This window comes from Pseudonocardia wallangbongensis, from assembly GCF_054486945.1.
In genome coordinates this window covers 39,737-58,424 of the sequence record NZ_JBRERS010000010.1, presented here as the reverse complement: position 1 = coordinate 58,424, position 18,688 = coordinate 39,737, and the positions used below count along the sequence as shown (strand labels likewise).

Genomic DNA, 18,688 nt, shown 5'->3' with positions numbered 1-18,688 from the left:
CGTCCCTGGTTGCCTCATTCGCCTCTGCCCTCCGTGGGCGCCCACTCGTACAGGCGGGCGTTGTCGTTCTTCAGGTCGGGTGACAGCGCCTCGCCGCCGACCACCGGCACGCGCAGCAACAGCGCGAACTGTCCGTCCGGGAACCGTCCGGCGAGGAACTCCTCGTTGGCGTCCCGCACCCGGGCGTCGGTCAGGCAGCGAACCGCGCCGAGCACACCGCGACTGTGGATCCCGTTGCAGATGGTGAGGGTGCGCGTGCTGTTGAACGGGTTCGGCATGCGGACCAGGAATGCGACGTCTTCGGTCAGCGGTCCTCGCGCCTTGTCGCCCACGGCATCCTCCCAGGACGGGAGGAACCGCCGGCCGTCCACGGTGAAGATCTCCCCGGTCTCGATCTCCGGATCCTCGACCTGGGTGACCGGGACCTGCTCGAGTGCCTGCTGGAACCGCCTCGTGACGTTGTTCCAGGCGATCCCGCCCAGGAGGATGACGTGGCTCGAGAGGTCATCCGAGCGGACGTCGGTGGTGATCCGGTGGAAGACCTCCAACGTGGGGTTGAACGCGCGCAGGTGCCCGTGGATCTCGACCAGCGCGTCGAGGTCCGCGTACTGGAGCAGTTTGGTGAAGTTGGGGTCGGTCCACCGGGCCAGCGGATCCTTCGTGCCGGACGGGGATTCGGGGCAGATGAGGGTCACCGGGCCCGCCTCGAACGAGAACGTGCTGCGCCGCGGGGTGTCCTTGGCGTGCAGGAGGCCGAGCAGTTCCTCCTCGAGCGCTTCGAACCGCTCCTGCTCGTCCTCGGCGAGCTCGCTGTCCGGGACGAGGTGTGGGCCGCCCTCCAGCGAGCGCCTCGTCGCGAAGAAGCGCGCGTATGCACCCAGCCGTGCGGCCGTCGGCGTCTTGGGGCTGCCGGTCGACTCCCAGGTGCTGATCGTCGCCGGGGCGACCTTGCTCTCCGTGCTGAACGCGGTGGCCAGCTCCGCTTGCGTCAGGTCCACGTCGGGCCAGTGGGCGCTACGCAGCGCCTTGAGCCTGCGCGCCAGCTGAACGGCCTGGTCGGGTTTCAACGCCATCGGTCACCTCCTCGCAAGATCGATGACGCCCGCCGGCGGGCTCGTGGCCGCACTACCTCCGGGGGACTGTACCGAGGTCTTGCCTCGGGTTTACCGCAACCCCATCAAATTCCACCTTAACGGGCTCCAGGTTGCTCTAAGCTGGCCCGGTCTCTAGTATAACGATCTGAACTCATGTAGATATTCACCTAAGTTTACCCAAGTTGAGTAGACACGCAACGGGCGGTGATCCGTGGTCGCGCGCGTAGCAAGTCCCCAAGGTGTTCTGATCATGATCGGCGGGCAGCGGAGCTGCGTGGGGCACGCCGCCGACGTTCTGTCGTTCATCGGTCGTGTGGCCGACGGGTAGGCGACGTGTGTGCCGGCAGGGCGGTCGAGGAGTTGCAGCGGGTGCTGCAGACCATGACCGACACCCTGGAGCTGGGCCACTGGCGTGCGATCCTCCGGCCGGGCGCCGAACGCCCGGCAGGAACGGGCGCAGGCCCGAGAGAGCTCGTCCTGTGGGCCGTGGTGCTCCGGGTGGTGGCGCTGAGCATGCAGCGGCAGGCGCAGGGGCGGGTGCAGGAGGCGTGGGACCATCTCGGCAAGGCCGCCGATCTCCTGCCGGTGGCGCGGCGACAACCCACGTCTCCCGGGGACGTCGCGCGCGCTGCGCTCCGACCCGCGCGGCGGGGCGCATCCGTCGACGAAGAGCTGGCGCGCCGGATCACCCGGCTCGTCTGGCGTGAGCAGTTCGAGCTGACCGACCTGCGGAAAAGGTTCGCTCCTGGTCTGCAGAGAGCTCGGGACGAGCTCGTCGAGGGGTGCATCGAACACCTGTGCTGGGTCGAGTTCGACCCGTTCGTCTTCGCGCAGCTCCCGCCAGGTGCCGCGGCATGGGACGACGGCACGTCCGTGGGCCGCGAGCGCTCCGTGCTCTGCCTCCGCAGCACCCGGCTCCGCCAGTTCGCGGATCCGACCGTGGGCGCCCTCAGCAAGTCGGTGTGGATCGACATCGGCGCGTATCGCGGGTTGTGCGCGGAGGCGTTCGACCGGCTCGCGGACCGCCCCGCACCGGCGCGGTGGTGCGGGACCGCCGACGCGTCCGGCATGAAAGTGCGCCTCGGGCAGCTGCGGGCGTGGGAGCACGCCCGCCGGTGGCGTGCCGACTCCGCCTGTTGGAGTTAGCGCGCCCAGGTGCGATGATGCCGGGACGCGGGAGGGAGTTGCGTCCCGGACGTCGGCGTCTCGGACTGCGATGGTGAGGCGATTCGATGATGGTCTCGGTTGCGCGATCGGCCGGTGACGCCCGCGCCGGCCATGCCGTGCAGCTGATCCCGCAGTCCTCGTCCGGTCCGTGCACCCTGGCGTACGACGTGCACCTCGCGGCCGGTGTGCACGTGTCCGTGGACCTCATGACGCCGGACCGGTGGCAATCCGTGTCGTTGCCCGGGGTGACCGATGTGGACGGACCGCTGTTGCGGTGCCTGATCGGCGCGGGCGCCGCCGACCGTGTCCGCGCCGGCGGGCGGCGTGGCTTCGCGGTCGATCCCGTGAGCGCCGCTCCCTGGCTGCGGATCGCCTTCGTCGACGCGCTGGACCGCTGGCTGCAGGCTCCGCTGGACCAGTCGCTCGTCGATGCGGAACGGGGCGTCAGCCGCGGGAGCGCGGCGCGGACGTTGCCGCCGGGGCAGGCACGCGCGCTGCTCGTCGGCGATGCGTTGCAGCTCGCCCGTCGGGCGTCGAACGGGTTCGCGACGTTCCTGCGCGGGCTCGCGCGACGGTCCGAGCCGATCCCCGGTGGACTCGTGCTGGCCTGCTGCCGTCTGGTGGACGGGTACAAGGACCTGCGCGGCGAGGTCGCGGGGCCGGACCGCGAGCTGACCGCGGTCATCCGTGCCTGGCGCCGCTTCTCGTCCCGGATCGAGGAGGCGGGTCGCAAGGCGTCCGGTGCTCGGTGCCCGGAAGCCACCCCGTGGGCGCCGCCCCACACACACCCGCAACGGACGAGCGTCATCGACCCTCGGCAGGTGCCCGCGCGGGTCTTCGCGCTGGCCGCCGACCCGGCCGCCGCCGAGCTCGAGGTGCGGATCCCCGACCGCGCGGACGGTGATGCGGTGGTGGTCAGGGCACCGGCGTTCGGGCCGGCCGTGGATCCCGACACCCGCTCCCGGCTGGTGGTGCGGCTCGTCGAGAGGCGATCCGCCACCCCGCGGGGTCACGCCCTGCTCGACCGGGCCGGGCGCCACTTCGAGGCGACGGTTCCGCTCTGTGGCCTGAGCGCCTCGGACGTGCGGGCCGACGTCTTCGACGCGCTGAGCGGCGTCCCGGCGGCAGCCACCGACAACGACCGCGGGCTGCAGGAGGCGCGCCGTGCCGTCGTGTTCCTCGCGGAGTGGCGGCGGCTCGCGGCACTGGCGCACCTGCCCGTCGCGGTGACCGAACCCGCTCGCCGGCTGCGCGACCTCGCCGCCCGGCTCCACCCGCACGGCGGTGCGGCCGGCGATCCGGTGTTCGCGGGCGGCCCGTCCGCCGTCGACCTGAACGAACTCGCCGACGTGGGCGAGACGCGACTCCTCCGCCGGCTGCGCGGCGTCGGCGGCCCGCCGGCGACCACCGGCGGGAGCGCTCGGTTGCTGATGGCGGAGATCGCCGCCGCTCACCGCGAGCCGGGCGCCTCCCCCGAGTAGCGGTCCGAGCGGCTCAGGTGATGGGGCGATCCGTCGGCGCGATGGGCTTCGGCAGGACGTCGCGACCCGTCAGGTACGCGTCCACCCCCGCCGCGGCCGCGCGGCCCTCCGCGATCGCCCAGACGACCAGGCTCTGGCCCCGGCCCATGTCGCCCGCGGAGAACACGCCCTCGACGCTGGTCATGTAGTCGGCGTCGCGGGCGACGTTGCCGCGCTGGTCCAGCTCCACGCCGAGGTCGGCGAGCAGCTTGCCCTTCTCGGGGCCGACGAAGCCCATGGCCAGGAGCACGAGCTGGGCGGGGATCTCCTTCTCCGTGCCCTCGACCGGCACGAAACGACCGGTCTCGTCGCGGGTGACCTCCACCAGCCGCAGGGCGGCCAGCTTGCCGTCCTCGTCGGCCACGAACTCGGTGGTGTTCACCGAGAACAGCCGCTCGCCGCCCTCCTCGTGGGCCGAGGACACCCGGTAGACCATCGGGTAGGTCGGCCACGGCATGCCTTCGGTCCGCTTCTCCGGCGGCGTCGGCATGATCTCCAGCTGCGTGATCGACGCCGCGCCCTGCCGGTGGGCGGTGCCCAGGCAGTCGGCGCCGGTGTCGCCGCCCCCGATGATCACCACGTGCTTGCCCGCGGCGGTGATCGCGGGGGCGTCGATGTCGCCCTGCTGCACGTGGTTGGCCCACGGCAGGTACTCCATCGCCTGGTACACGCCCTCGGCCTCGCGGCCCTTGGCGGGCAGGTCGCGCCACGCGGTGGCCCCGCCTGCGAGCACGACGGCGTCGTAGTCCTCCCGCAGCCGGTCGGCGGTGACGTCGGTGCCGACGTCCACCGAGGCGCGGAAGTGGGTGCCCTCCGCGCGCATCTGCGAAAGCCGCCGGTCGAGGCGGCTCTTCTCCATCTTGAACTCGGGGATGCCGTAGCGCAGCAGGCCGCCGATCCGGTCGGCCCGCTCGTACACGACGACGTCGTGCCCGACGCGGGTGAGCTGCTGCGCCGCGGCGAGCCCCGAGGGCCCGGATCCCACCACGGCCACCGTCTTGCCGGTCTTCGTCACCGGCGGCTGCGGCGCGACCCAGCCCTGCTCGAACGCGTGGTCGATGATCTGCAGCTCGACCTGCTTGATCGTGACCGCGTCGCTGTTGATCCCGAGCACGCACGCCGCCTCGCACGGGGCGGGGCACAGCGTCCCGGTGAACTCCGGGAAGTTGTTGGTGGCGTGCAGCCGCTCGATCGCCTCGCGCCAGTCGCCGCGGTAGACGAGGGTGTTCCACTCGGGGATGAGGTTCCCGAGCGGGCAGCCCTGGTGGCAGAACGGGATGCCGCAGTCCATGCAGCGGCTGGCCTGCTGCTCGAGCCTGCCGTCCGGGAACTCCTCGTAGACCTCCCGCCAGTCCATCAGCCGCAGCGGGACGGGGCGGCGGGTCGGGGTCTCGCGGGGGACCTTCAGGAAGCCCTTCGGGTCAGCCATGCGCGGCCTCCATGATTGCTTGGTCGATGTCGCGGCCGTCGCGCTCGGCCGCGGCGCGGGCGTCCAGCACCCGCTTGTAGTCCTTGGGCATGACCTTGCCGAACCGTTCGACGGCGTCGTCCCAGTCGGTCAGCAGTGCTCGCGCGACCACCGAGCCGGTCTCGGCGTGATGGCGTTCGACGGTGTCGCGCAGGAAGGCGCGGTCGTCGTCGTCGAGCGGGTCGATGTCCACCATCTCGCCGTTTACTCGGCTGCCCAAAAGAGGGTCGGTTGTCATGTCGATGACGTACGCGACACCGCCCGACATGCCCGCGGCGAAGTTGCGGCCCACCGAGCCGAGCACGACCACGCGCCCGCCCGTCATGTACTCGCAGCCGTGGTCGCCCACGCCCTCGACGACGGCGAGCGCGCCCGAGTTGCGCACGCAGAACCGCTCGCCGACGACGCCGCGGATGAACATCTCACCCGAGGTGGCGCCGTAGCCGATGACGTTGCCGGCGATGACGTTCTCCTCGGCCGCGAACGGGGCCGACGGGTCGGGGCGCAGCGTGAGCCGCCCGCCCGAGAGTCCCTTGCCGAAGTAGTCGTTGCTGTCGCCGACGAGCCGTAGCGTGATGCCCTGGGGCACGAACGCGCCGAAGCTCTGGCCGGCCGAGCCGGAGAGCGTGACGTCGATCGTGTCGTCGGGGAGGCCCTCGCCGCCCCAGCGCCGGGTGAGCTCGTAGCCGAGCATCGTGCCGACCGTGCGGTTGACGTTGCGCACCGGGAGGTCGAGGCGGACCTTGTCGCCGGACGACAGCGCGCCCTCGCACAGCTGGATCAGCGTGTTGTCGAGCGCCTTCTCCAGGCCGTGGTCCTGCGGCTTCGTCCGGTGCCGCGGCGTGCCCGGCGGCAGCGGCGGCATGTGGAAGATCGGGGTGAGGTCGAGCCCCTCGGTCTTCCAGTGCCGCACGGCGTCGTCGGTGTCGAGCGCCTCGGCGTGCCCGACGGCCTCGGCGATCGAGCGGAAGCCGAGCTGGGCGAGGTACTCGCGCACCTCCTCCGCGACGAACCGCATGAAGTTGACGACGTACTCCGGCCGCCCGTCGAACCGCTTGCGCAGCTCCGGGTTCTGCGTGGCGACGCCGACCGGACACGTGTCGAGGTGGCAGACCCGCATCATGATGCAGCCCGACACCACCAGCGGTGCGGTGGCGAAGCCGAACTCCTCGGCCCCGAGCAGCGCCGCGATGACGACGTCGCGACCGGTCTTGAGCTGCCCGTCGGTCTGCACGACGATCCGGTCGCGCAGGCCGTTGCGCAGCAGCGTCTGCTGGGTCTCGGCGAGCCCCAGCTCCCACGGCCCACCCGCGTGCTTGATCGACGACAGCGGCGAGGCGCCGGTGCCGCCGTCGTGGCCCGAGATCAGCACGACGTCGGAGTAGGCCTTCGCGACGCCCGCCGCGACCGTGCCGACACCGACCTGGCTCACCAGCTTCACGTGGATGCGCGCGGTCGGGTTGGAGTTCTTGAGGTCGTGGATGAGCTGCTTGATGTCCTCGATCGAGTAGATGTCGTGGTGCGGGGGCGGCGAGATCAGCCCGACGCCCGGCGTGGAGTACCGGGTCTTCGCGATCCACGGGTAGACCTTCGCCCCGGGCAGCTGGCCGCCCTCACCCGGCTTGGCGCCCTGCGAGATCTTGATCTGCAGGTCGTCCGCGTTGACCAGGTACTCGCTGGTGACGCCGAACCGGCCGGACGCGACCTGCTTGATCGCGCTGCGCCGGGAGTCGCCGTTCTCGTCGAGGGTGAAGCGGTCGGCGTCCTCGCCGCCCTCGCCGGTGTTGGACTTGCCGCCGAGGCGGTTCATCGCGATGGCGAGGGTCTCGTGCATCTCCTTGGAGATCGAGCCGTAGGAGATGGCCCCGGTGGCGAACCGCTTCACGATCTCCTCGACCGGCTCGACCTCGTCGATCGGGACCGGCGGCCGCACACCCTCCTTGAACCGGAAGAGCCCGCGCAGCGTCATCAGCCGCTGCGCCTGGTCGTCGACGGCGCGCGTGTACTCCTTGAAGGTGTCGTAGCGGCCCTGGCGCGTGGAGTGCTGCAGCTTGAACACCGTCTGCGGGTTGAACAGGTGCAGCTCGCCCTCGCGGCGCCACTGGTACTCGCCGCCCACCGCGAGCGTGCGGTGGTTGGGGCGGACCTCGTCGGCCGGGAACGCGCGGCGGTGCAGGATCAGCACCTCCTCCGCGAGTTCGTCGAACCCGACGCCGCCGAGGCGCGACGTGGTGCCGGCGAAGCAGGAGTCGATGACGTCGGACCCGAGCCCGATCGCCTCGAAGATCTGCGCGCCCGTGTAGGAGGCGACCGTCGAGACGCCGATCTTCGACATCGTCTTGCGGACGCCCTTGCCGAGCGCCTTCACCAGGTTGAGGGCCGCCTGCTCCGGCGTGACGCCGGGGACGTCGCCGCGCGCGGCGAGGTCCTCGGCGGTGGCCATCGCCAGGTACGGGTTGACCGCGGCCGCCCCGTAGCCGAGCAGGAGCGCGATGTGGTGCACCTCGCGCGCGTCGCCCGCCTCGACGATGAGCCCCACCCGGCTGCGGGTCTTCTCCCGCACCAGGTGGTGGTGCACGGCGCCGGTGAGCAGCAGCGACGGGATCGGCGCGAAGTCCTTGGTCACACCGCGGTTGGACAGCACGATCAGCCGCGCGCCGTCCTCGATGGCCTCGGAGACCTCGGTGCAGATCTCCTCGAGCCGGCGCGAGAGCCCCGCGCCGCCGTCGGCGGCCTTGAAGACGCCCTTGGCCGTGACGCAGGCGAAGCCGGGCAGCTCGCCGTCGTCGTTGATGTGGATGATCTTGGCGAGGTCGTCGTTGCCGAGCACCGGGAACGGCACGACGACCGTCCTGCAGTTCGCCGGCGTGGCGTCGAGCAGGTTCTGCTCCGGGCCGAGCAGGCTCTGCAGCGAGGTGACGAGCTCCTCGCGGATCGCGTCCAGCGGCGGGTTCGTGACCTGCGCGAACAGCTGGGTGAAGTAGTCGAACAGCTGCCGCGGGCGGGCCGAGAACGGGGCGAGCGGCGCGTCGTTGCCCATCGAGCCGATGGGCTCGGCGCCGGTGGTGGCCATCGGCTTGAGGAGGACGCCCAGCTCCTCCTCGGTGTAGCCGAACGACTGCTGCCGGTGGGTGATCGCGGCGTGGTCGTAGATCTCGCGCTCGCGCGGCGGCAGCTCCTCCAGGTGGATGAGCCCCGCGTGCAGCCATTCCGCGTACGGGTGCTCGGCCGCGAGCGCGCCCTTGATCTCGGCGTCGTCGAGGATCCGGCCCTCCGCCGTGTCGACGAGGAACATGCGGCCGGGCTCGAGCCTGCCCTTCCGCACCACTGCCGACGGCTCGACGTCCAGCACACCCACCTCGGACGCGAGCACGACCGTGCCGTCCTCGGTGATCCAGTACCGCGCCGGACGCAGGCCGTTGCGGTCGAGCACCGCGCCGATCTGGGTGCCGTCGGTGAACGCGACGAGCGCCGGCCCGTCCCAGGGTTCCATCAGCGTGGAGTGGAACTCGTAGAAGGCCCGGTTGGCCGGGTCCATCTCGTCGTGGTTCTCCCACGCCTCCGGGATCATCATGAGGACGGCGTGCGGCAGGCTCCGCCCGCCCAGGTGCAGCAGTTCGAGCACCTCGTCGAACGTGGCGGAGTCGCTCGCGTCCGGGGTGACGATCGGGGAGAGGCGCGCGAGGTCACCGGGGATGACGTCGGACTCCAGCAGGGCCTCGCGCGAGGCCATCCAGTTGCGGTTGCCGCGCAGCGTGTTGATCTCGCCGTTGTGGGCCACGTACCGGTACGGGTGGGCGAGCGGCCACGCCGGGAAGGTGTTGGTGGAGAACCGCGAGTGCACCACGGCGAGCGCGCTCGTGACGCGCTCGTCGGACAGGTCCGGGTAGAACGCCTCGACCTGCGGCTCGGCGAGCATGCCCTTGTACACGATGGTGCGCGGCGACAGGCTCGGGAAGTACGCGCCCGTGGTGTGCTCCGCGCGCTTGCGCAGGCAGAACGTGCGGCGCTCCAGCTCGAGGCCGCTCTCCCCGGCCAGACCGGCGACGAACAGCTGGCGGAAGCTCGGCATGGCGTCGCGGGCCATCGGGCCCAGGTCGGCGGCGTCGGGGTCGACGGGCAGCTCGCGCCAGCCCAGCACCTGCAGCTCTTCCTCGGCGGCGAGCTTCTCGATCTCGGCCACGGCGGCGTCGGCGTCGGCCCGGTCGACGGGCAGGAACGCCGTGCCGACGGCGTAGGCGCCCCCTGCGGGCAGCGGGAACCCCACGACGGCCCGGAAGAAGTCGTCGGGCACCTGGATCAGGATGCCCGCGCCGTCCCCGGTGTTGACCTCCGCACCCCGCGCACCGCGATGCTCCATCCGCAACAGCGCCGTGAGCGCCTTGCGGACGATGCCGTGGCCGCGGCGACCGGCGAGGTCGGCGACGAAGGCGACGCCGCAGGCGTCGTGCTCGAACTCCGGGGCGTAGAGCCCGACGTTTGTCTGAGGGGTGTGCGCGCTGCGAAGCGAGCGCGCAGCCCTCAGTGGAGTCGCAGACGAGGTACCCGCTGAGATCGCAGCCAAGAGTGCCTCCAGTTGGTCGTCGGTTGTCGGCTCGGTCCACCCCCGACACCAGCACCGGGACGACGGTCGGACGAGTGTGTGGTGGGGGTCGACGTCCTGGGAAGGGGGAGGACCCCCGTTCCGCTCCGCTGGGTCTGGCGTGTTCTATGGGCGCAGCACGCAGCACCGTGCGTCCGGACGTGGTGGGCCTCGGACACCGGTACGACGACCTCACGCCGTTGTGTGACGCCGGCCGGTTTCGCGCACGATGCGAGCGCGCACGCGTCAGCGGGTGCGGTTCGCCGAGATAATGTCGCACGTCGGAGCGGCGATTCGCCACTTAGAGCCGCAGTGACCACCATGACCGGCCCTGAACGCGCGAGATCGACCGCGCTCCCTGTAAAGTGTCCGGCCGGTTCCGTCGGTGTGACCGCGCAGCGGCGCCCACCCTACTCGCCCCGTGAGCGGTCGTGCGCGCGGCGTGATCGGACCACACTCTCGGGTGTGGACGCGCGCTCGCTGCTGGCCGATGTCGCCGGCGTCGGCCCGTTCTTCGCGTTCGGCGCCGGCCCCGCCGCGCCCGGTGAGCGACCCCTGGCCGACCCGGAGCCGGTGCGGGACCGGATCGCGCACGTCGGCGGGGCGCTGGCGTGCGAGGAGCGGGTGGCGGCGTCGCTCGCGTTCCAGGGGTTCGCGGCTCGGCTGGTCTCCGCGCCCTACGCCGCGGCGGTGCTGCACGGCGCGGTACCCGCGCTGAACCCGGCCACCGTCGGCTGGCAGCGCGCCGAGGACGGCGGTTGGGCGCCGCGCACCGGGGCCTCCGCGCTCGTCGTGGCCGACCGGCTCCCGGGGTTGCTCGACGGGCTGCTCACGCCGCTGGTCGCCGCCGTGCGCGAGCAGGTCCCGGTGTCCGAACGGCTGCTGTGGGGCAACGCGGCGTCCACGGTGGCGGCCGCCAAGCGCATGCTCCTGATGCAGCGGCCCGCGCTGGCCGACCGGGCCGCCGCCACGGCGGAGGCGGTCCTGGCGCACGGCTCGTTCGCCGGTGCGGGGGAACTGCTCCCTCCGCGCGACCCCGATCTGGTCTGGACCTTTCGGCGCCTCAGCTGCTGCCTCTACTACCGCGTTCCCGGTGGCGGCCTCTGCGACGACTGCGTCCTGCCCGCGCGCCCGGCGTGACGGGTCCCGGGTCGCCGTCGCCGGTCACGGCCCGTCGTCCCCGAACAGGTCGACGACGTCGATGTCCACCCGCCGCACGGGCAGCCCGAGGGCCTGCTCGCCCGCGGCGATCACCATCTGCCGCACCCGGGCGGTGACCGAGGTGAGGTCGACCCCGAACCGCGCGGCCACCGAGATGCGGACCTCGACGGCGTGCGGCGCGGCGCCGGGCATGCCCTGCTGGCCGATGCGGCAGCTGCGGGCCCGCAGGCCGCCCATCCCGTCGACCACCCTGCGCAGCACCGCGGCCGCCGCGGTGCTGCTCACCCGGGCGGGACCGTGCGGCGCCGGCAGCGTCAGCAGCTCGTGGGGGCGCAGGTCCGTGGCGACGGCCGACATCACCCGGTCCAGCACCGCGCCCGGGGGTTCGATCGGCTGCTCGGCCATCCGGTGCACGACCGCGTCGAGGCCCCGGGCATCGGCGTAGGCGGCCCGGCAGTGCGGGCAGGCCCGCTCGTGCGCGTCCAGGGGGGCGCCCCCGGCGGCGCGGTCCCACAGCAAGGCGGGATCGCGCCCGCAGGCGAGCGGTGTGACGGGCGCATCGACCGGATCGCGGTTCACCGCCACGGTCGCATCACCTCCGCCAGCCGCACCCGCGCGCGGTGGATCCGCCCGCGCACCGCATCCTCGCTCGCGCCCGTGATCTGCGCGATCTCGGCGTACCCCAGGCCCTCCAGCTCCCGCAGCACCCAGCAGACGCGCAGCTCCGCGCGCAGCGAGCGCAGCTCCCGCCGCAACGCGACCATCCCGGCGTCGACCTCGGCCGCACGTTCGGGGGAGTCGGGCGCGGCCACCTCTGCGACCCGGTCGACCGGCACCGGCCTGCGCCGGCGCAGCATGGCGAGGCAGCGGTTCGTCACCACCCGGTACATCCAGGTGGTGAACGCAGACTCACCCCGGAAGCGCTCGATCCGCCGCCACGCGTCGAGCAGCGCCTCCTGCAGCGCGTCCTCCGCCTCGGTGGGGTCGCCCATCACCCGCACGGCCAGCCGGTAGAGCGCGGCCTGGTGCCGGCGGGCGAGCTGCTCGAACGCCCGGACGTCGCCCTCCTGGGCCCGCACCACGAGCGTGGCCTCGTCCAGCCCGGCCGCGCCCGGCGCGGGAGGGGGCACCGGCGCGGAGGTCCGGTCCGCCCCCTGGCTTGCCGCCACGCGAGCCACGCTACGCCCGCCGCAACGGACCACCCCGTCGCCGACGCCCGCACGCAGCCGGTTCCGGCCCGCCCGGGCTCCGAGCGGCCGGACCCGTAGACTCGCGGGGACGACCGGCCGGATGCCCGCGGGTGTCCGTGGCCAGCGGGCCCATGTCGATTGCGACCCGCGCACATCCCAGCAAAACGGAGGAGTAGTCCCACCGTGAAGAGCACCGTCGAGCGGCTGAGCCCGACGCGAGTCCGCATCAACGTCGAGGTGCCCTTCGACGAGCTGAAGCCGGACTTCGACCGGGCCTACAAGAAGATCGCCCAGCAGGTCCGCGTGCCGGGCTTCCGCCCGGGCAAGGTGCCGGCCCGCATCATCGAGGCCCGCCTCGGCCGTGGCGTCGTGCTCGAGGAGGTCGTCAACGGCGCGGTCCCGGCCAAGTACAGCGAGGCCGTCACCACCGCGGAAGACGTCACCCCGATCGGGCGGCCCGACATCGAGGTCACCGAGATCGCCGACGGCGACAAGCTCGCGTTCAAGGCCGAGGTGGACGTCCGCCCGCAGATCGACCTGCCCGACCTCGAGTCGATCTCCGTCTCCGTCGACGACGTCGAGGTCAGCGACGCCGACGTCGACGAGCAGCTGGAGAACCTGCGCGCCCGCTTCGGCACCCTCACCGGGGTCGAGCGCGCGGCCGCCAAGGACGACTTCGTCCTGATCGACCTGTCGGCCAGCGTCGACGGCGAGACCGTCGAGGACGCCACCACCACCGGTTTCTCGTACCAGGTGGGCCAGGGTGGCCTCATCGACGGCATCGACGAGGCCATCGAGGGTCTCTCCGCGGACGAGGAGGCCACCTTCACCTCCCGGCTCGTGGCCGGCGAGTTCGCCGACAAGGACGCCGAGGTCACCGTCAAGGTCACGGCCGTCAAGGAGCGCCAGCTCCCTGACGCCGACGACGAGTTCGCCCAGCTGGCGAGCGAGTTCGACACGCTCGACGAGCTCACGGCCGACCTGCGGGAGCGGCTCGGCCGCGCCCGCAAGATGGAGCAGGTCACGCAGGCCCGGGACAAGGTGCTCGACGCCATCGTCGACGCCACCGAGGTGCCGCTGCCCGAGTCGGTCGTGCAGGCCGAGGTCGACTCCACGCTGCACGACGCCGTGCACCCCTTCGACCACGACGAGGCGAAGTTCGAGGAGTTCCTCGTCTCGCAGGGGCAGACCCGCGAGGAGTTCGACACCGAGACCAAGGAGGCGGCGGAGAAGTCCGTGCGCACCCGCCTCGTGCTCGACGCGCTCGCCGACCGCGAGCAGACCACCGTGAACGACCAGGAGCTCACCGAGCGGATCGTCTTCCAGGCGCAGCAGTACCAGATGCCGCCCGAGGAGTTCGTGCGGCGCATCCAGGAGGCCGGCCAGCTGGGCGCGATCTACTCCGACGTGCGGCGCAGCAAGGCGCTCATCGCCGCGGTGCGCGCGGCCGGCGTCACCGACGAGTCGGGCAACGAGGTCGACATGTCCGAGGTCCTGGGCGAGGACGAGCCGGAGGACGCGGAGACTGCCGAGGAGACCACCTCGGAGGCCACCGAGGAGGCCACCGAGGCGGGCGATGACGCCCCGGCCGCCACCGAGGAGAAGGCGCCGGCCTCCTCCTGAGGCCGCGGCACGCCCACAGCGAACAACCTGGCCAGACGCGGCGGATGAGAGGTTCGTCCGCGTAGGGTCGTCATCGATGGACACGCGAGCCGAATCAGTAGAAGGCAGGGTGCAGTGAGCTCAGAAGGCATCGGCCCGCGTACGGCGGACCGACTCGTCGGAGAGGCGATGCGGCGGGGCGGTGCGCCCGCGTCGATGACGCTGTCCGACTCCGTGTACGAGCGGCTGCTGCAGCAGCGCATCATCGTGCTCGGCCAGCAGGTGGACTCGGAGATCTCCAACCGCATCGCGGCGCAGATGCTCCTGCTCGCGGGTGAGGACGCCGAATCGGACATCTCCCTGTACATCAACTCGCCCGGTGGCTCGGTGCCGGACGGCATGGCGATCTTCGACACGATGCAGTTCATCCCGTGCGATGTCGCCACCTACGGGATGGGCATGGCCGCTTCCATGGGGCAGTTCCTGCTCTCGGCAGGCACGCCCGGCAAGCGGTACGCGCTGCCGCACTGCCAGATCCTGATGCACCAGCCGTCGGCGGGTGTGGGTGGCACCGAGTCCGACATCTCCATCCAGGCGGAGCTGTTCAAGCGCCACAAGCGCGAGATGGCGGAGCTCATCGCCGAGCACACCGGCCAGACGGTCGACCGGATCATCGCCGACTTCGACCGCGACCGGTGGTTCTCCGCGCAGGAGGCGCTCGAGTACGGCTTCGTCGACCACGTGATCTCCCGCGCCGGGGAGCTTCCCGACGCGAACCAGAACGGGAGCACCCGATGAGTTTCGAGATGCCGCAGTCGCGGTACGTGCTGCCGTCCTTCGTCGAGCGCACCAGCTACGGGGTCAAGGAGTCCAACCCGTACAACAAGCTCTTCGAGGAGCGCATCATCTTCCTCGGGGTGCAGATCGACGACGCATCCGCGAACGATGTGATGGCGCAGCTGCTGTGCCTCGAGTCGGCCGACCCGGACCGCGAGATCAGCATGTACATCAACTCGCCGGGCGGGTCGTTCACGTCGCTGATGGCGATCTACGACACGATGCAGTTCATCCGCCCGGACATCCAGACGGTCTGCCTCGGGCAGGCCGCGTCCGCGGCGGCGGTGCTGCTCGCGGCCGGCACGCCGGGGCGCCGCCTCGCCGTGCAGAACGCGCGCGTGCTGATCCACCAGCCCGCCACCGAGGGCTTCTACGGCCAGGTGTCGGACCTGGAGATCCAGGCGGCCGAGATCTCCCGCATGCGCAGGCTGCTGGAGACCACGCTGGCCCACCACACCAACCGCACCCCCGAGCAGGTGCACGATGACATCGAGCGGGACCGGATCCTCACGGCACCGGAGGCCAAGGAGTACGGGATCGTCGACGAGATCATCCAGAGCCGCAAGCTCTCCGCGGTCTGACAATTCGAGAGGCGTGGTCGGCGCCGGTCAGAAGGCCGGCGCCGACCGTCCGCCGACCCGTCGCCGAATCTCCGGTACGCGAAGCTCCCCGGGGACCGGGTCGGACGGGTACCGTCCAGAGAGCGCGCCTCCCGGACCCGCCGGGGCAGCGCAGAGAAGGATTTGGGGTCTGCACTCATGGCACGCATCGGCGACGGCGGTGACCTGCTCAAGTGCTCGTTCTGCGGGAAGAGCCAGAAGCAGGTCAAGAAACTGATCGCCGGTCCTGGGGTCTACATCTGCGACGAGTGCATCGATCTTTGCAACGAGATCATCGAGGAGGAGCTGGCCGAAGCGGGTGAGGTCAAGCTCGACGAGCTGCCCAAGCCGGCGGAGATCCACGAGTTCCTCGACCAGTACGTCGTCGGTCAGTCCCAGACGAAGCGCACGTTGTCGGTTGCGGTCTACAACCACTACAAGCGCATCCAGGCCGGCGAACGCCGCGGTGGCGGCGACAGCGGCGACGGTATCGAGATCGCCAAGTCCAACATCCTCATGCTCGGTCCCACCGGCTGCGGCAAGACCTACCTGGCGCAGACCCTGGCCAAGCTGCTCAACGTGCCGTTCGCGATCGCCGATGCCACGGCGCTCACCGAGGCCGGGTACGTGGGCGAGGACGTCGAGAACATCCTGCTCAAGCTGATCCAGGCCGCCGACTACGACGTCAAGCGCGCCGAGACCGGCATCATCTACATCGACGAGGTCGACAAGATCGCCCGCAAGTCGGAGAACCCGTCGATCACGCGCGACGTCTCCGGTGAGGGCGTGCAGCAGGCGCTGCTGAAGATCCTGGAGGGCACCACCGCGAGCGTGCCGCCGCAGGGCGGGCGCAAGCACCCCCACCAGGAGTTCATCCAGATCGACACCACCAACGTGCTGTTCATCGTGGCGGGCGCGTTCGCGGGTCTCGAGAAGATCATCGGCGACCGGGTGGGCAAGCGTGGTCTGGGGTTCGGCGCCGAGATCCGCTCCAAGCGTGAGGTCGACCCGGCCGAGAGCTTCGGCGAGACCCTGCCCGAGGACCTCATCAAGTTCGGCCTGATCCCCGAGTTCATCGGCCGCCTGCCGATCGTCGCCTCGGTCACCTCGCTGGACAAGGACGCCCTCGTCAAGATCCTCACCGAGCCGCGCAACGCACTGGTGAAGCAGTACCGCAAGCTGTTCGAGATGGACGGCGTGGAGCTGGAGTTCACCGAGGACGCGCTCGAAGCGGTGGCCGACCAGGCCATCCTGCGCGGCACGGGCGCCCGCGGCCTCCGAGCGATCATGGAGGAGGTGCTGCTGCCCTGCATGTACGACATCCCGAGCCGTGACGACGTGGCGAAGGTCGTCGTATCCGGCCAGACGGTGCGCAGCAACGTCAACCCGACGATCGTTCCCCGCACCCCGGCACGCCGGGAGCGCCGCGAGCGGTCCGCCTGACCCACGGAGCAACTCCCCAACGCGTCGCCGGTCCGCGCCATGCGGGCCGGCGCCGCGGCATTTCCGGTGCCGGTGTGTGCTGTTCGTCCGCCGTTCGTCGACCGGTCGTCGCATGAAGTTGCACGCGCATCTACCCTGATCTAGGGTCACGCGGTCGCATCCCGTGAGGTGGCGAGGGAGCTGCCATGACCGTCGGTTTCCTGCAACGTGAGCGCATCATCGCGCCGCCCGGCTGGAGCAGGTGGTTGATTCCACCCGCTGCGCTGTCCATCCATCTCGCGATCGGGCAGGCGTACGCCTGGAGCGTCTTCAAGAACCCGCTCGCCGCCACGATGCTCGAGGGCAACCCGGCCGCGGGCACGCTGACGGCGCTCCCGTTCACCCTGGGCATCGTGATGCTGGGGGTGTCGGCCGCCGTGTTCGGCACGGCGGTGGACCGCAACGGGCCGCGCTGGGCGATGTTCATCGCCACGGTCTGCTTCTCGGTCGGGTTCCTCGTCTCGGCCTTCGGCGTCTGGATCGGCCAGTACTGGCTGGTCATCGTCGGGTACGGGCTGATCGGCGGGATCGGGCTCGGCATCGGCTACATCTCGCCGGTGTCCACCCTGATCAAGTGGTTCCCGGACCGTCCGGGGATGGCCACCGGCCTGGCGATCATGGGCTTCGGCGGTGGCGCGCTGATCGCGTCCCCGTGGTCGGCGTCGATGCTGTCCGCGTTCGGGGCAACCGGTGACAACGCCCAGTCGAGCGGTGTCGCGCTGGCCTTCCTCGTCCACGGCGTGGTGTACGCGGTGTTCATGTCGGTGGGCTGGCTCCTCGTGCGGGTGCCCGCCGACGACTGGAAGCCGGCCGGCTGGAACCCGACCACCGCGAAGACCGGGTCGCTCATCACCACCGCGAACGTGTCGGCGAACAACGCGATCCGCACCCCGCAGTTCTGGCTGCTGTGGATCGTGCTGACGTTCAACGTCACGGCCGGTATCGGCATCCTCGAGCGGGCCTCGCCGATCTTCCAGGACTACTTCCCCGACGCCGGCACCCAGATCGCCGCCGCCGCGGCGGGCTTCGTCGCGATCCTCTCGCTCGCGAACATGCTCGGGCGGTTCATCTGGTCCTCGACGTCCGACTTCATCGGGCGCAAGAACATCTACCGCGTGTACCTCGGCGTCGGTGCGCTGCTGTACCTGCTCATCACGTTGCTGGGCAACACCAACCAGGCGCTGTTCCTGGTCGCGTCGATGCTGATCATCTCCTTCTACGGTGGCGGCTTCTCGACGGTGCCCGCGTACCTGCGTGACCTCTTCGGCACCTACCAGGTGGGCGCGATCCACGGCCGGCTGCTCACCGCGTGGTCCCTGGCCGGCGTGCTCGGGCCGGTGATCGTGAACGCGATCGCGGACGCGCAGGAGGCGGCGGGTCGCGAGGGCCCCGCCGTGTACACGCTGGCGTTCTCGATCATGATCGGGCTGCTCGTGGTCGGCTTCATCTGCAACGAGCTCATCCGGCCGGTCAACGAGCGGTTCCACGAGCCGGTCGGGGAGCAGGCCATCGGCACGACGGGAGCGAAGGCGGCATGAGCACGCAGCCCGACACCTCCGGGGTCCACACCGGCCCGCCGCCCATCGCCTGGTTGGCATGGGCGTGGGTCGTGATCCCGTTCCTGTACGGCCTCTACCAGTTGGTGATCAAGATCCCCGCGCTGTTCGGTGGCTGAATCCGGGACACTAGGGTCGCGGCGTGGCTGACAGCAGCGATGCACGCGCCCTGTCCGAGTGGGTCACCGCCGTGGTGCGGGAACTGGGGATCGAGGGCGCCCTCGACCGCGAGGGCGTCGTCGACATGGTCCTCGACCTGACGTCCGACGTGGCCCACGGCGTCTCCCGCCCGGGAGCGCCGGTCACGGCCTTCCTCGTCGGCGTGGCGGCCGGGCGCGCCGACGACCCGGCGGTCGCCGCCCGCGACCACGCCCGGAAGATCAGCGGGCTCGCCGACGCCTGGAGTGCGGACACCGAGCGCGCCTGAACC

Annotated in this window: 15 protein-coding genes; 10 read left to right on the top strand and 5 right to left on the bottom strand. The window is 71.2% G+C overall.

Features of this window, described 5'->3' with window-relative positions; translation table 11 throughout:
• Nucleotides 1-14: 14 nt before the first annotated feature.
• Nucleotides 15-1,073 (bottom strand): XRE family transcriptional regulator, encoded by a 1,059-nt coding sequence (locus ACU436_RS30270; RefSeq protein ID WP_459030416.1) that lies wholly within the window; start codon nt 1,071-1,073, stop codon nt 15-17.
• A gap of 390 nt (nt 1,074-1,463) precedes the next feature.
• Here ACU436_RS30270 and ACU436_RS30265 point away from each other — a divergent pair, with 390 nt between their 5' ends.
• Together ACU436_RS30265 and ACU436_RS30260 are read left to right on the top strand one after the other, a co-directional pair.
• The gene (locus ACU436_RS30265) at nt 1,464-2,240 is read left to right on the top strand and encodes a hypothetical protein (RefSeq protein WP_459030415.1); all 777 of its coding nucleotides are present in this window, start codon (nt 1,464-1,466) and stop codon (nt 2,238-2,240) included.
• An 86-nt stretch (nt 2,241-2,326) separates the two neighbouring features.
• The gene (locus ACU436_RS30260) at nt 2,327-3,742 is read left to right on the top strand and encodes a hypothetical protein (RefSeq protein ID WP_459030414.1); all 1,416 of its coding nucleotides are present in this window, start codon (nt 2,327-2,329) and stop codon (nt 3,740-3,742) included.
• Between the two features lie 13 nt (nt 3,743-3,755).
• On the opposite strand, the gene ACU436_RS30255 is transcribed toward ACU436_RS30260, so the two are convergent.
• Both ACU436_RS30255 and gltB read right to left on the bottom strand, forming a co-directional pair.
• Nucleotides 3,756-5,210: a glutamate synthase subunit beta gene (locus ACU436_RS30255; protein ID WP_459030413.1), complete on the bottom strand. Its 1,455-nt coding sequence runs from the start codon at nt 5,208-5,210 to the stop codon at nt 3,756-3,758.
• Nucleotides 5,203-9,774: a glutamate synthase large subunit gene (gltB, locus tag ACU436_RS30250; RefSeq protein ID WP_459030673.1), complete on the bottom strand. Its 4,572-nt coding sequence runs from the start codon at nt 9,772-9,774 to the stop codon at nt 5,203-5,205. The genes ACU436_RS30255 and gltB overlap by 8 nt, the downstream gene beginning before the upstream one ends.
• A gap of 522 nt (nt 9,775-10,296) precedes the next feature.
• On the opposite strand from gltB, the gene ACU436_RS30245 reads away from it, so the two are divergent.
• Nucleotides 10,297-10,971, top strand: coding sequence for a (2Fe-2S)-binding protein (locus tag ACU436_RS30245; protein WP_459030412.1), 675 nt, complete (start codon nt 10,297-10,299; stop codon nt 10,969-10,971).
• A gap of 24 nt (nt 10,972-10,995) precedes the next feature.
• On the opposite strand, the gene ACU436_RS30240 is transcribed toward ACU436_RS30245, so the two are convergent.
• Complete coding sequence (locus ACU436_RS30240) at nt 10,996-11,577, bottom strand: Asp23/Gls24 family envelope stress response protein (protein WP_459030411.1); 582 nt, start codon at nt 11,575-11,577, stop codon at nt 10,996-10,998.
• Nucleotides 11,568-12,161 (bottom strand): RNA polymerase sigma factor, encoded by a 594-nt coding sequence (locus tag ACU436_RS30235; RefSeq protein ID WP_459030410.1) that lies wholly within the window; start codon nt 12,159-12,161, stop codon nt 11,568-11,570. Before ACU436_RS30235 ends, ACU436_RS30240 begins: the two co-directional genes overlap by 10 nt.
• A gap of 204 nt (nt 12,162-12,365) precedes the next feature.
• On the opposite strand from ACU436_RS30235, the gene tig reads away from it, so the two are divergent.
• From tig to ACU436_RS30200, 7 genes are all read left to right on the top strand, one after another.
• Nucleotides 12,366-13,805, top strand: a complete 1,440-nt coding sequence (gene tig / locus ACU436_RS30230) for a trigger factor (protein ID WP_459030409.1) — start codon at nt 12,366-12,368, stop codon at nt 13,803-13,805.
• 168 nt (nt 13,806-13,973) lie between these two features.
• Nucleotides 13,974-14,582: a ClpP family protease gene (locus ACU436_RS30225; protein WP_459030408.1), complete on the top strand. Its 609-nt coding sequence runs from the start codon at nt 13,974-13,976 to the stop codon at nt 14,580-14,582.
• Nucleotides 14,579-15,202, top strand: a complete 624-nt coding sequence (locus ACU436_RS30220) for an ATP-dependent Clp protease proteolytic subunit (protein WP_459030407.1) — start codon at nt 14,579-14,581, stop codon at nt 15,200-15,202. Before ACU436_RS30225 ends, ACU436_RS30220 begins: the two co-directional genes overlap by 4 nt.
• Before the next feature lie 177 nt (nt 15,203-15,379).
• Entirely contained in the window at nt 15,380-16,663 is a 1,284-nt protein-coding gene (gene clpX, locus ACU436_RS30215) for an ATP-dependent Clp protease ATP-binding subunit ClpX (protein WP_459030406.1), read from the top strand.
• Nucleotides 16,664-16,848: 185 nt separating this feature from the next.
• Nucleotides 16,849-18,240, top strand: coding sequence for an OFA family MFS transporter (locus tag ACU436_RS30210; RefSeq protein WP_459030405.1), 1,392 nt, complete (start codon nt 16,849-16,851; stop codon nt 18,238-18,240).
• Nucleotides 18,237-18,377 carry an MFS transporter small subunit gene (locus ACU436_RS30205; protein ID WP_459030404.1) on the top strand — a complete coding sequence of 47 codons (141 nt, stop codon included), beginning with the start codon at nt 18,237-18,239 and terminating at the stop codon, nt 18,375-18,377. The genes ACU436_RS30210 and ACU436_RS30205 overlap by 4 nt, the downstream gene beginning before the upstream one ends.
• Nucleotides 18,378-18,400: 23 nt before the next feature.
• On the top strand, nt 18,401-18,685 hold the full coding sequence (locus ACU436_RS30200; protein ID WP_459030403.1) for a DUF6457 domain-containing protein: 285 nt from the start codon (nt 18,401-18,403) through the stop codon (nt 18,683-18,685).
• The last annotated feature ends 3 nt before the right edge of the window (nt 18,686-18,688 follow it).